Annotated in this window: 10 protein-coding genes and 1 pseudogene; 8 read left to right on the top strand and 3 right to left on the bottom strand. The window is 60.1% G+C overall.

Going from position 1 to position 12,236, the window contains the following annotated elements:
• Window positions 1-557: 557 nt before the first annotated feature.
• Together QRO95_RS13535 and QRO95_RS13540 are read right to left on the bottom strand one after the other, a co-directional pair.
• Window positions 558-890, bottom strand: coding sequence for a non-heme iron oxygenase ferredoxin subunit (locus tag QRO95_RS13535; protein WP_032129243.1), 333 nt, complete (start codon window positions 888-890; stop codon window positions 558-560).
• Window positions 887-1,426: a GNAT family N-acetyltransferase gene (locus QRO95_RS13540; protein ID WP_285302789.1), complete on the bottom strand. Its 540-nt coding sequence runs from the start codon at window positions 1,424-1,426 to the stop codon at window positions 887-889. Before QRO95_RS13540 ends, QRO95_RS13535 begins: the two co-directional genes overlap by 4 nt.
• Window positions 1,427-1,667: 241 nt before the next feature.
• On the opposite strand from QRO95_RS13540, the gene QRO95_RS13545 reads away from it, so the two are divergent.
• The 3 genes from QRO95_RS13545 to QRO95_RS13555 are packed head-to-tail and all read left to right on the top strand — an operon-like array spanning window position 1,668 to window position 8,206.
• On the top strand, window positions 1,668-6,986 hold the full coding sequence (locus QRO95_RS13545; protein ID WP_285302790.1) for an RHS repeat domain-containing protein: 5,319 nt from the start codon (window positions 1,668-1,670) through the stop codon (window positions 6,984-6,986).
• 3 nt (window positions 6,987-6,989) lie between these two features.
• Window positions 6,990-7,829 (top strand): RHS repeat domain-containing protein, encoded by an 840-nt coding sequence (locus QRO95_RS13550; RefSeq protein WP_285302791.1) that lies wholly within the window; start codon window positions 6,990-6,992, stop codon window positions 7,827-7,829.
• A gap of 8 nt (window positions 7,830-7,837) precedes the next feature.
• On the top strand, window positions 7,838-8,206 hold the full coding sequence (locus tag QRO95_RS13555) for a DUF4288 domain-containing protein (protein WP_121503986.1): 369 nt from the start codon (window positions 7,838-7,840) through the stop codon (window positions 8,204-8,206).
• Between the two features lie 187 nt (window positions 8,207-8,393).
• On the opposite strand, the pseudogene QRO95_RS13560 reads toward QRO95_RS13555, so the two are convergent.
• Window positions 8,394-8,638: pseudogene (locus QRO95_RS13560) on the bottom strand (aminotransferase class V-fold PLP-dependent enzyme); the annotation flags it as partial.
• A gap of 1,314 nt (window positions 8,639-9,952) precedes the next feature.
• On the opposite strand from QRO95_RS13560, the gene QRO95_RS13570 reads away from it, so the two are divergent.
• From QRO95_RS13570 to QRO95_RS13590, 5 genes are all read left to right on the top strand, one after another.
• Window positions 9,953-10,117 carry a hypothetical protein gene (locus QRO95_RS13570; RefSeq protein WP_285302792.1) on the top strand — a complete coding sequence of 55 codons (165 nt, stop codon included), beginning with the start codon at window positions 9,953-9,955 and terminating at the stop codon, window positions 10,115-10,117.
• On the top strand, window positions 10,114-10,620 hold the full coding sequence (locus tag QRO95_RS13575; RefSeq protein WP_285302793.1) for a hypothetical protein: 507 nt from the start codon (window positions 10,114-10,116) through the stop codon (window positions 10,618-10,620). The genes QRO95_RS13570 and QRO95_RS13575 overlap by 4 nt, the downstream gene beginning before the upstream one ends.
• Before the next feature lie 308 nt (window positions 10,621-10,928).
• Window positions 10,929-11,192 carry a hypothetical protein gene (locus tag QRO95_RS13580; protein ID WP_285302794.1) on the top strand — a complete coding sequence of 88 codons (264 nt, stop codon included), beginning with the start codon at window positions 10,929-10,931 and terminating at the stop codon, window positions 11,190-11,192.
• Between the two features lie 17 nt (window positions 11,193-11,209).
• A complete protein-coding gene (locus QRO95_RS13585) occupies window positions 11,210-11,743 on the top strand; it encodes a hypothetical protein (protein WP_285302795.1) in 534 nt (177 codons plus the stop codon).
• Window positions 11,744-11,812: 69 nt separating this feature from the next.
• On the top strand, window positions 11,813-12,115 hold the full coding sequence (locus QRO95_RS13590) for a hypothetical protein (protein WP_285302796.1): 303 nt from the start codon (window positions 11,813-11,815) through the stop codon (window positions 12,113-12,115).
• Window positions 12,116-12,236 lie beyond the last annotated feature (121 nt).

The following is a 12,236-nucleotide window of genomic DNA, read 5'->3' on the forward strand; positions in this document are numbered from 1 at the left end:
TGGCGCCGGCCCGGTGCGAGCGCCGGAGGGGTCGGTGTCACCGGCGCCGGAGCGTCTGCAGGTGCATTGTCAGGGTGCTGCAGGCAGAGTCGCCGCAGGGCACGAGGTTGGTCACCGCGACTGCCATCGGGTTCGGATTCAGCGGGGTGCATCGCCTGTTCGTGCGGCAGCACGTGTGGCGGGGACGCGGGCGACACATCATGAGCATACAGAGTCGGCGCATCGGCGGTCGCCGTGTGCCTGCCTTCATGCAACGCAGACCAGCCCAACACCAGCGTCAGCAGCACGGCCACGAGCAGCGGCCACCCTTGACGGGCAAGCTGGCACAGCGTGGCGGTGGGCGCGGGCGAAGCCATGGCGCGGGGGCGGAGTCGTTACGAAGATGTTACGTAGAATAACATCAACGATAATGATTCGCATCTGCGGGGCGTGACGGGCCGCTGGGGCCGCCCCGGAGCGGCCTGGGGGCGCCCTCATGGCCTTCCGGTAGATCCACCCCATGGTGGATGCTCTCCCGCGGGGCGCCCTCTGGGGGGCTCTCTGGGCCGAGCGCCGCCTCAATCCCGGTCGTCGCGGGTCCAGACGGCGTCGTGCTCGCGCTTCACCGGAAACTTGGGTACAGGGCTGTAGGCCGGGGCACACAGGGCGCGGCCGTCACGCACGTCGAAGCGCGCGCCGTGCAGCACGCACTCCACGCTGCCCTCGATGGTGTTGAACTCGCCCGAGGACAGCTCGAACTCTTCATGTGTGCACTGGTCTTCCAGCGCGTACAACTCACCGTCGAGGTTGAACACCACGATCGGCGTGCCGGTTACCTCGTCGAACACGCTCTTCATTTCACCCGGCAGCAGCTCGGTGCCGGCACAGACGAAGGTCCAGGTATCGCTCACGCGGCGGCTCCGGCCAGCGGCTTTTCCAGGATCTCGAAGCGCAGGTCGTCGCGCTTGGGAATGCCGAAACGCTCGTCGCCGTACGGGAACGGCTTCTTGATGCCGGTGCGCAGATAGCCGCGGCGCTCGTAGAAGGCGATCAGCTCGCCGCGCACGTCGATCACCGTCATCTGCATCACCGGCACCTTCCATTCGCGTGCGGCGAGCGCTTCGGCGGCGTCCATCAGCTGCTTGCCGACGCCGCCACCCTGCTGGGCCGGGTCGACCGAGAACATGCCGAAGTAGCCCTTGCCGTCGACATCGGCGACGTGGGCGCAGGCCACCAGCTGGCCGTCGCGTTCGGCCAGCAGGATGGTGGAGCGCGGGCGGTCCAGGTCGGCCTGGATGCCTTCGGCATCGATGCGGGCGCCGTCCAGCAGGTCGGCTTCGGTGGTCCAGCCGACGCGGCTGGCGTCGCCGCGGTAGGCCGAGGTGACGAGGGCAATGAGGGCGGGGATGTCGGCCGACGTGGCGGCGCGGAAGGTCAGGGTGCTCATGGGGACATTCTAGGTGGAGCGGGGAAGGGCGCGGGAGGCTGTCGATTGGGCCAACTTTGCCGAATGTGGCCAATACGCGGGGTTGACGCCATCTTCATTATTCGTTCATATCCATGGTCAGCACCCGCCCACCGTGAAGCAACGCGTGGCTGTCTGCCGGAGTGGGTGCCGCCTGGTCGAAGGCCAACTGCCGTTCGGCGCAGGTGGGGCACACAGGGACGTCGATCCAGGGAGGATCTTCATGCAGTCTGGCCTCATTTCTCATCCGCGCGCCGCAACGGCTGCCAAGGGTCTGTTTCTCGGTTTCATTGCCCTGTGTGTGCTGGCACCGGTCGGCGTTTCAGCCCAGATCGTTCCCACGTGGCGCCAGGAGTACGACAAGCGACTGAAGTACGGGGACCTTGTCGAACCGCTGAAGGGCGAGATCTTCGGCGAGCAGGTCAACCTCTATGACGGCTCGATCAGCTTCAAGGCCACGGATATTTCGATTCCAGGCAATGGCGGTCTGACGATGACCTTGGGCCGCAGCTACAGCGATGACGATGGCGGCGGAGAGAACTCATTCTCGAATTGGGGCCTGGATATCCCGTCCATGTCCGGCGTCTATGGTGATCTGCCGGAGACCGCGTCTGTCGGCTATTGGGCGCCTGCCGCGCGCTGCAGTACGGTGGCGGCGCCTCCGTCATTAGAGGTCTGGAACCGTCGCAAAACCCAGACCGTCAATTTCAGTCCCACTACATTCTGGGATGGCGTGCGACTCTCTCTACCGGGTGGTGGCAGTGAGCCGGTGCTGGGAGGCAGCGGAGATGCGCGCCAGCCGCAGCCACAGTTTGGCGAACCGGCGCCTTGGAATACCAAGGGCGGCTGGACGTTCAGTTGCCTGACCGCCCTGAAGAGCGGACAGCCGGGACAAGGCTTCCTTGGTCATGCGCCGGACGGTACCAAGTACTACTTCGACTGGATGGTCGCCAAGCCTCACAACGGTGCAACGCTGCAACCCTACGGGCCAGAAAGCAATGCACTGCTGAATCGAAAGCGTGTGTTCCTGTACCCATCGCAGGTTGTGGATCGCTTCGGCAACTGGGTGCGCTACGAGTGGAGTGGCGACCGGCTGTTGCGCATGGTTGCCAACGATGGCCGCGAGATCAGCCTGGGCTACAACGCGAAAGGACTGATCGCATCCGCAACCGCTGCTGGGCGTACCTGGACTTACGGGTACACGGAGGCCGATATCCTGCGGACAGTGACGCTGCCGGACGGAACCCAATGGGTCTACAACCTGCCGCCGCTGTCAGTCACCCACAAGTATGCCGACTATAACGGGCAGAGCATCTGGGAGTACATGGACTACCCGGCCACATGTTCGCGCGTCAACAAGATCGTGCCCAGCGAGATCACCCTGAGCATCCAGCATCCGTCGGGTGCGCTGGGGACGTTCCTGTTCCGGCCGTTCCGCCATGGGCGCAAGAATGTGAAGCTGAATTGCCAGACCTCTGGCGACAATCACCTGTTTGCCGATGGCTGGAACTACACGCCGGTCTACCGTGACGCAATGTCGCTGGTGACCAAGACCATCAGCGGTCCGGGCATGCCCACTGCACAGTGGACCTATCAATACACCAATCTCAATGGTGCTTTCGCCCAGGACCTGGGCGGTCCAGTAATCCCCGTAGGCCAGGCAGAGCCGAAGATCACCACCGAGACGTTGCCCGATGGTGTCGTTCGCGTCTACGAGTTCGGCAAGGAAGTTGCCTACAACGACGGCCTGTTGCTGTCCACGACAACGCGATCGGGCGGCTCGGTCGTGCGCGTTGACCGCAATAACTACTATCCAGATGCCCAGCTGGATGCGGCGCCCTTCCCGAAAGAGGCCGGCAAGGACTTCAAGTACGGTGCGAGCGATCTCAAGGCCCATTACAATCGCCCCGTCCAATCCACTGTGGTGGAACAGGATGGCGTGCAGTTCACCCGCACCGTGCAGGCCTTTGATGCATTTGCGCGCGAAGTCACCGTCGTTGAAGCGAATTCCGCAGGCCAGAGTCGCACCACCAGCACCAGCTACTACGACAATCCCGCGCTATGGGTGAACGGCCAGACAGCGCGCAGTGTGCTCAATGGCATCGAACAGTCCCGCACCGAATTCGATACGGCCAAAGCACTGCCGCTGCGCGCCTACGCATTTGGCCGCCTGGCGCAGCAGGTGACCTATGCAGCCGACGGCACGGTTGCCTCGGTGGCCGATGGCCGTGGAAATACCAGCCATCTATCGGGATGGAAGCGTGGTGTTCCGCAGCAGCTCCGCATGTCGGCCACGCCCGAAGCGCCCAATGGTGCGGTGCGCACGGTTGCCGTCGACGACAACGGTTGGATCACCTCGCTGACCGACGAAACCGGCGCAACCACCAGCTTCAGCTACGACAGCATGGGCAGGCTGCGCAGCCAGCAGTTCCCTGGCGGCGACAGCGTGAACTGGAATGGCGTAACCATGGACCTGCAGCGGCTGGGTGGCGCGCAGCTGGGGGTGCCCGCCGGTGCGTGGAAGCACTCCCGCACGCAGGGCGGACGGCGCACGGACACCTACCTGGATGCGATGTTCCGCCCGGTGCTGGTGACCGAAAACGCCAACAACGTGCTGGACAGCGCCGTGGTGACCCGCTACGACACCAGCGGCAAGACCGTGTTTGCCTCGTATCCCACGCGGCAGTTCTCCGATATCAATGCCACCCTGACCGGCACCACGACGCAGTACGACGCGTTGGGCCGCCCCACCGTGGTCAGTCAATCGTCCGAGCTGGGGGCACTGGTTACCCGCACCGAGTACGTGGGCAATCTGTCGGTGAAAGTGACCAACCCGCGAGGCCAGGCCACGACGACACGCCACCTCGCCTACGACCAGCCCAGCTACGAGATGCCGCTGACGCTGCAGCACCCCGAAGGCTTGGTGACCGAGATCCAGCGAGACACGCTGGGCAAGCCGCTGGCGATCACCCGCCGCAGTGCAGACGGCAGCCAGTCGCTGACCCGCCGCTACGTCTATGACGGCTACCAGCAGCTGTGCAAGACCATCGAGCCGGAAACCGGTGCGACCGTGCAGGACTACGACGCGGCAGGCAACGTGCTGTGGTCGGCGGCCGGCACGGGTTTGACCAGCACCACCGACTGCAACCGCAGTGAAGCCCTGGCCAGCGGCCGCGCGGTGAAGCGTAGTTACGACGCCGCCAACCGCTTGTCGACCCTGATCTTCCCGGATGGGCGCGGAAATCAGAACTGGTCCTACGCGCCTGATGGTCTGCCGGCCGAGATCAGTACGCAGAACGATCCGACCCGGCCGATGGTCGTCAACCGCTACCAGTACAACCGCCGCCGCCTGCTCAGCGGCGAAACCCTGCAGCATCCGGATCTGGGAAGCCTGAGCCTGGCCTATGGCTACGATGCCAACGGCACACTGGCCAGCAATACCTACCCGGGTGGGCGTGTCGTCAGCTATACGCCGGACGCATTGGGTCGGGCGACGACCGTCGGCGGCTATGCGAAGGAGGCCAGTTACTTCGCCAACGGCGCGTTGGCCCGCTTCGTATATGGCAATGGGATCGTGCACACGTTGACCCAGAATGCCCGCGGGCTGCCCGACCGCAGCCGCGATGCCACTGCAGCGGCCGCAGTGCTGGATGACAGCTATGACTACGATGCTGGCGGCAACGTGATGGCCATTTCCGATGGTCTGCCCGGGGCGCCCGGCAACCGGGACATGACCTATGACGGCCTGGACCGGTTGCGGACGGTCACTGCGCCGGGCTTCGGCAACGCCTTGTATGAGTATGACGCGCTGGACAACCTGCGCCGTGCCAAGGTCGGCAGCCGCGATCGTACGCACTACTTCGATCCGACCAATCGACTGGTCAACGTGATCGAAACCGGAACCGGGGCAACCGTGACCGGTCTTGGCTATGACGTGCAGGGCAATCTTTCGGTGCGCAATGGCCAGGCTTTCACGTTTGACTACGGCAACCGGCTGCGTGCGGCGGGTACAGCAGAGAGCTACGAGTACGACGCCCACGGGCGCCGGGTGAAGGCTGGTGCCAGTGGCAAGGGGGCAATCTACTCGTTCTACGACAACGGCGGCGTGCTGCGATTCCAGCGCAACGAACGTACCGGCAAGCAGACCGACTATCTCTACCTGTCAGGCAGCCTGGTTTCCCAGGTGCATGGTGAAGCCGCCCCCAGCGTTCCCGCGCTGAGTGCGCCGGGCTACATTACCCAGGGCAGCGTGAACCTGACCTGGAGCCCGGCCGGTGGTGCCAACCGCTATGAGTTGCAGCGTGCCCTTGCGGGCACCTGGAGCACGGTCTTCGATGGCGCGGCGCAATCGTTCACCAGCACCGGCCTGGTCACGGGGACCTATCAGTTCCGCGTGCGCGGCTGTCGTGCGGTGTGCGGCGGATGGAGCAATGTCGCGTCAGTGGCCGTGGCACTGGCGCCGTCCACCGTACCGACTTTGAACGTGCCTGCCACAGCCTTCAATGGCAGTTACAGCGTGGCATGGTCTGCGGCATCCGGTGCCGAGCGCTATGAGCTGGAGGAAAGCGCCAATGGTGGCGCCTGGGTCCAGGTGCATAACGCCATCGGTCAGTCCAAGGCCTTCAGTGGCAAGGCAGCGGGAAGCTACAACTACCGGGTTCGCGCATGTAACCCGGTGGGGTGCACGGGATACAGCGCCACGGCTGCGGTGACGGTCGTATATCCGCCTGCCACTGCGCCCGGACTCTCTGCGCCGGCACGCGCTGCGCCGGGCAGTATTGGTATTGGCTGGAACGGGGTGGCTGGTGCCACGCGTTACACCTTGCAGGAGAGTAGCAATGGTGGCGGATGGGTCACGCTGTTCGACGGCAACGCGGGTTCCTATGCCACCGCTGTGCGTGGTGTGGGCAGCTATGGCTATCGGGTTGCCGCCTGCAATGGCGCAGGCTGCGGGCCGTGGTCGGCCACGTCGACGGTAGCGGTGATCGGGCCGCCGACGATCGAGCCGGTGATCAGCGCGCCGGGCCTGGTGAACGTGCCGCAGTACAGCCTGAGCTGGTCGGTGCCGGCCAACAGCGAGAGCTTCGTGCTGGAGGAGAGTGCCAACGGTGGTGGCTGGACGGTGGTGCATAACGGCGGCGGGAACAGCTTTGGTGCCAGCCGTGGCAATGGCAGCTATGCCTACCGGGTGAGGGCATGCAATTTCGCGGGGTGCAGCCCCTACTCGGGCATCGCCAGTGTCTCCGTCGTGCTTCCTCCCGCGGCCACTCAGATCTACGTGGCGGAGTGGCTAAGCACGCGCAAGGCGCCCTATCAGGTGCAGTGCAGCGTCGGCTGGCGTGCGGTTCCGGGGGCAACGGAATATCAGCTGGAGCCTTCCGGAGCTGGACGGCGCCTGTACACCGGCCCCAATACCTACGTGCAGTCGAACGGCGGGACCTACTGCGCCAGTCTCTACATTGTCAGGGCCTGCAACGCCGGTGGCTGTTCGGCATGGTCCGCAGACTTCCCCGTCACCCGCGGCGTACTGAGCTGGGACTAAGCCATGAATGGACTCTCTTTGCTATTGATTCGGGCGGTACTCGCGGTGGGGGTGCTGGTGGCCTGTGTGGCGCCGGCAGTTGCCCAGGAAGTGGTCGAGTACATCCACACTGATGCACTGGGTTCACCGGTGGCGATCACCGATGCCAGCGGAAACGTCATCGAGCGTACGGTGTATGAGCCGTATGGGGCGGTGGTGAATCGGCCGTTGAAAGATGGACCGGGATATACGGGGCATGTGACGGACTCGGGGACCGGGCTGAGTTACATGCAGCAGCGGTACTACGACGCACAACTTGGGATGTTTATCTCAGTTGACGAGGTGACGCCGCATGATCAACAGCATGAACATTTCAACCGCTACTGGTACGCGCGTGGAAATCCGCAAAGGTACCTCGATTCGGACGGGCGAGCTCCAACTGACAAGGTTGAGCCGCCCCCAGAGCCGACCACGCTGCCAACTGTCAACGCGATCGCTCCGCCAATGCCGATGCCTGTCGCGCCAGTGAGGGCAACGCCGCCCCCCCTTCCGCGCATTTCTTTGCCAGCGCTGGGTGGATTTGTTGTCCCGCGTGTGGTCTTGTTGCCTGTATTGTTGCTAACGCCTAACGAAATGGGGGCGTCTCCATGCGAGATGCCCGGTGGCCCCCCCTGTGGCGAGTTGGCTCAGTACTCAAAGGGAAAAGAGAACGTCCGCGACTCGGGGCTTCGTGACCTAACGGATGAAGAAGTAAGTAGGCGTGCTCGACAGCCAGGAATTTCTGGCAAGGAGAAGCGGCGATATCAGACAGAGGAAAAGGCTAGAGGTCTTAGGAATAAAACAAAACGTGAAGAGAATGGGTGAGGTCTAGAATGTGGTACTGTGCTCATGCGGTATTTTTCTATCAATATGAAGGGCAGGATTCATTTGTCGTGCACGAGAATGTGTACTTGATTGGTGCGGAAGACGAAGAAAAGGCTATGTTTAAGGCGAAGTCGATCGCCCTTGAGTATGAGCAAATTGGTGTGGATAGCTATCTTGAATGTGATGGGAAAAGGGCAGAATACAAATTCTCGGGAATTAGGAAGCTGATTTCTGTTCAGGTTGATTCCGATGTTGCAGATTCTTCTGCAATTTGCTCTGGGGTGGAGCTCACTTACTCTGTGATGGAGGTTGGGAGTATTCTCGACGTTGAGAGAATTGCTCGCGGTGAATTAGTTGCTGTTAACTACATTGAGTGATGTGTGTTTCCAGTTTTTGCTTCTATGCCAGGGGGCTCGGTTTTTTTATCCATTGATTGGTTTTCCGTGATGGAAGTGGGGGCTGTGGTTTGCCGGGGTGCTGCTTTCTATGATGTGCCCATCGGCCAACAAGAAACGCCGTAGTTCCCTGCGGTGTTTGCATCTATCCCGTGCTTCTTCCGGAATATCACCCTGGCAACTTCCGCACCTTGGTCGGCGCGGTCATGAGCCGCTCGATCTCGACGTGCGTGTTGTAGAACGCCAGCGAGGCATGGCAGGTAGCCGCGACGCCGAAGTACTGCAGCAGCGGCCACGCGTAGTTCGGGCCCGAGCGCGCTTTCATTCTGTCAGGTCGGGCAGGGTTGCGAGGTCGTGGGCAAGCGCGCCATCGATCAGGAACAACACCACTGTGGCCTTCTCCGGCGCTTCGCCGAGGTTTCCCGTGGGGTTCTCGCACGTGCTTGACTCTGGTGAATCTTCATCCAAGCAACTTACGCACCGTGGTCAATGCGGTCATGAATCGCTCGATCTCGGCGTGCCAAGTCGAGCGGGGTGGCTAGGTCTTGCGCAAGCGCGCCATCGTTCAGGAACGAGACTACGGCAGCCTTCTCCAGCGCTTCGCCGATGCGATGCTGAACAACGATATGACGTCTCGGCATCGACTTAGCAATTTCAAGGGGTTCTTCAGGGTCGAAGGGCGACTTGACGCAAAGCGTCTTGATAAGCAACTCTCGGGGAATTGACTGGGTTCGGTTTCGATGAAGATCATAATTTTCCTATCTGCTGCCTTATCGATGCCGCTTCTTGCCTCCTGTGTGCAGAACCGCGGTTGTCTTCTTCGGGTGGCCAACCAAGACCACGACAGCTCCTCATCTCAGAAGATTCATGCTGATATGGATGAGGTAATACATTCGCGCCCTGTGGATGGGGCGCGGGAAGTGAATGCAGAGTTGGTGGTATCGCAGCTCGAACTCTCTCGGGAGGGTCAGAGAAATAGAAGGATCTTCTATGTATTGACTGATGGCGGCGGGAAGTTCTTGACTGCGGGGACTTGCGGTATTGACGAAGACCAGTGTGCCTCGGTCATTTTGAAGCGAATGATCGGGTTCTGTGAAAGGATGTAGATTGCGGGTGCGCTAAGTTTTGGGAGGTATTTCAGTGAAAAATTCCCAAGTGCTTGATCGCTTTGGGCGGCTGGTCGATATTATTGTAGCGGCGCTTTGCTTGTTAGGGCTTACAGCCTGTGGCGGAAGAGATGAAGGTTTGGGTGTGGTCATAAATCATGAGCCGGGAAACGCAGCGGCTAATAACTACGCACTTGCGCTCGAGTCAGTTTTTAGTTCTTCCGGGAGCGTGCCAGAAGCGCAAATATGCAGGGTACATTTAATTGATGTCAGGAAATCATTTGATCAGGCTGGAAGCGAAAGGGTGAGGGTATATTTCGTCTTGGCCGATCATCAAGGTGTCGTCAGGTCGGCGGACACCTGTGGGCTTCCTATGAATGAGTGCGTGATGACTATTGCCGAGAGGTCGAGGGTGAGCTGTCGGCTGGAAAAAGGGCTGGCTCCCCACTGATTCGGACGGCACTCGCGGTATTGGTGCGCGTGGCCCGTATAAGGCGTCGCGGCGGTCGGATGGGATGTATACGGCACCGCTACTGAGGGGCAGTGAGAGGGCGGCGCGGATATGCAGTAATGAATCGTTCGGGCAATGGGAAACTGCAGTCCGATGAGCTGAAGTCATTTCATGTCGATTGGGATTCCAAGTGCAGGGCTTTTGTTGATGAGCTTGGCTATCAATGATTCAGTGAATTTTTCGGCTGACAGGGGGGGCTTGGATTTGTGGGTGTGGAGCGAAGAAAGTGAGCGGGTATCCATGGCGCTGGATGGCGACGCGGAGGTGTGGGCATGAATTTTAATTTCCGGTTTTTCATGGTTATTGTTTTTATTTTCTATGGGGCTGGTTGCAGGTATCAAGAAGGTGGGGGCGCACCGTCTGGAAAGACCTGTGGGGTCGAGGGCAGCTCCGCTTGCCGAGTCAGCTTCCGGGAACTAGCTGCTACGCCCCGGCTATTCGATGGAAAGTTGGTGCGGATGGAGGGCTATCTCGGGGTGAGCCGGGAGCTTTTTGTACTGAATTCAAGCAAGGAGCTGTTTGAGGCCGGAGTGACTGAGGAGACCCAAGTTCGAATTAGAGGGCCAATAGATCTGCAGCAAAGCGTATTTGACGAATACGCGTATTCATGGGTTTCGATAATTGGGGTGTTCAGGACAAGAGAGAGTGACAATTCGACAGGTGACCTGCTGCTTGGCGAAATTCACGCCCCCCTTGAAGTTCGCTCCCTACGAATCCCTGGTCCCGTGCCACGTGCGAGATTTGGAGATGTGCTCGTCAATCTTGAAGATCTGAAGTGAGTGATAGGTTGTGGAAATGGCGTTATGTGCTTTCATTTCTGCCTCCGTGGCAGAAAGGCGGGATGATCCACAGGTGCGCCAAACATGTGATCGCATGGTCCCCATGTTAGGGTTGACACTTGTCACAAAGGGGCTCGGGCACAATCTCGATGGCTTGCAGAGTCGCAGATGTCACGGTAGGTCATAGCACTCCTGGGCTGTTCAGTTCTCCAAGTTGCGCGGTTGCGTCTGTGTCATTGCGAACTGATCGATCACGTCGATAGGCTTTGGGGGAATTTCCCCTTGGTTGATGAATATGAGGTTTCGAATTGAGCGCTGTCGATGAAAAGAATCTCGTTTTAGCCTGTCTGCGGAGACTGTTGGAATCCGAGCCTGCTTCCGTGGAACAGGCGTCTGGCTGGTACCAGAGGGCGGAATTTATCAAGGACGTGCTTCGGTCAATTTCGTATGAAATCGGGGTTCCTCACGTGATATGGCACTATCTTGATGACGCCGATATCCGTATTCGCGATCCCCGCTATGCCGAAGCACAGGTGTTGGCCGTTAGGCAGAGTATTGATGAGTGGGCTTGAGTGCAGTCAGAGAAGCCATGAGCAATAAATGTTGCTTGCCAGACTTCATTGCGGCATCCCTCTCGGATGCTACCCCTCCGGATCTCCCTCTTCTCCGGGAAGACTGGGCGGGGATGGCGTTTGATCGCAACCTGTATGAGGATTTTGCTCCGAATGATGTTTGGGTGGCGTGGCTGAAAGTACTTTCGGAGCACTTTGCAGATATCGCGATGTGCGCGGTTCCATGTTCAGAGTGCTCCGACGGGGGGAGCCCCGTGGAAATTGAGCGAGGTCTGGATGGCCTGCGCTCCTACTGGCTGGCAGATGGGAACTTCATGCGTGATCATTTTTTGTTCTCGCGTAATAGTCGCTGGGTTGTAAAGCTGGATCAGGACGTGACGTTGTTTGCGGGAGATGTCACTTTCCTTGCGGATGTTGTCGCGCGACTTGGTGGTGTAGAGCATGTCGAGAAGATGATGCGACGGGACCTGATTGGTACAGCTGAGGACGTAGTTGGCCTCGGTGGATACGTCAAGGGTCTTCTTGCGCCATTGAACGCATCGACTCCATAGCTGATTGCTGCGTAGAAGATTGGGTGTGCAGGTGCTATGTGATGGAGTAGCCTCAAAAGGAGGAGCTGAGTGCCAGGGTTTGTTGAAAGCTTCCCCATTTTGGCTTCCATTATTCTAGGTGCCATGTGGATAAACGCATTTGCGGCTCACAGGATGTTGCTGAGAATCGAGCGTGAACGGCCGGAAGTACTTGCTGCAGTCGGAATCATCAAGGTTGATTGGTGGCTTAGGTGCTTGCGCGGTATTGCAGTGCTTGCCCTTACTTCCAAAGGGCAGACGCTCCATCAGGGGGAACGGTGGGTGTTGAGGGGCGTCGTGGTGATGTACGTCTTCCTGATTGCCTCCGGGGTATCCATGCTTGTCGGCATGTAGGGGGCGGCGCCTCAAGGCCGTTGATGGTGGATGGATCGGCATTACGGTGAGATTGCCCGTTCCTGGCATCACTCGGTGTTTCCCGGTCACGCCTCTGCTTGCTTGCGTCCAGCGCGCAATA

The sequence above is a fragment of the Stenotrophomonas maltophilia group sp. Smal13 genome (assembly GCF_030236855.1).
Lineage (GTDB): Bacteria > Pseudomonadota > Gammaproteobacteria > Xanthomonadales > Xanthomonadaceae > Stenotrophomonas > Stenotrophomonas maltophilia_A.

What these genes read in the sequence shown, in the direction of transcription:
- QRO95_RS13555 (WP_121503986.1), top strand. Translation starts at nt 7,838, where the DNA reads ATGTGGTACTGTGCTCATGCGGTATTTTTCTATCAATATGAAGGGCAG.
- QRO95_RS13545 (WP_285302790.1), top strand. Translation starts at nt 1,668, where the DNA reads ATGCAGTCTGGCCTCATTTCTCATCCGCGCGCCGCAACGGCTGCCAAG.
- QRO95_RS13570 (WP_285302792.1), top strand. Translation starts at nt 9,953, where the DNA reads ATGTCGATTGGGATTCCAAGTGCAGGGCTTTTGTTGATGAGCTTGGCT.
- QRO95_RS13575 (WP_285302793.1), top strand. Translation starts at nt 10,114, where the DNA reads ATGAATTTTAATTTCCGGTTTTTCATGGTTATTGTTTTTATTTTCTAT.
- QRO95_RS13540 (WP_285302789.1), bottom strand. Translation starts at nt 1,426, where the DNA reads ATGAGCACCCTGACCTTCCGCGCCGCCACGTCGGCCGACATCCCCGCC.
- QRO95_RS13550 (WP_285302791.1), top strand. Translation starts at nt 6,990, where the DNA reads ATGAATGGACTCTCTTTGCTATTGATTCGGGCGGTACTCGCGGTGGGG.
- QRO95_RS13585 (WP_285302795.1), top strand. Translation starts at nt 11,210, where the DNA reads ATGAGCAATAAATGTTGCTTGCCAGACTTCATTGCGGCATCCCTCTCG.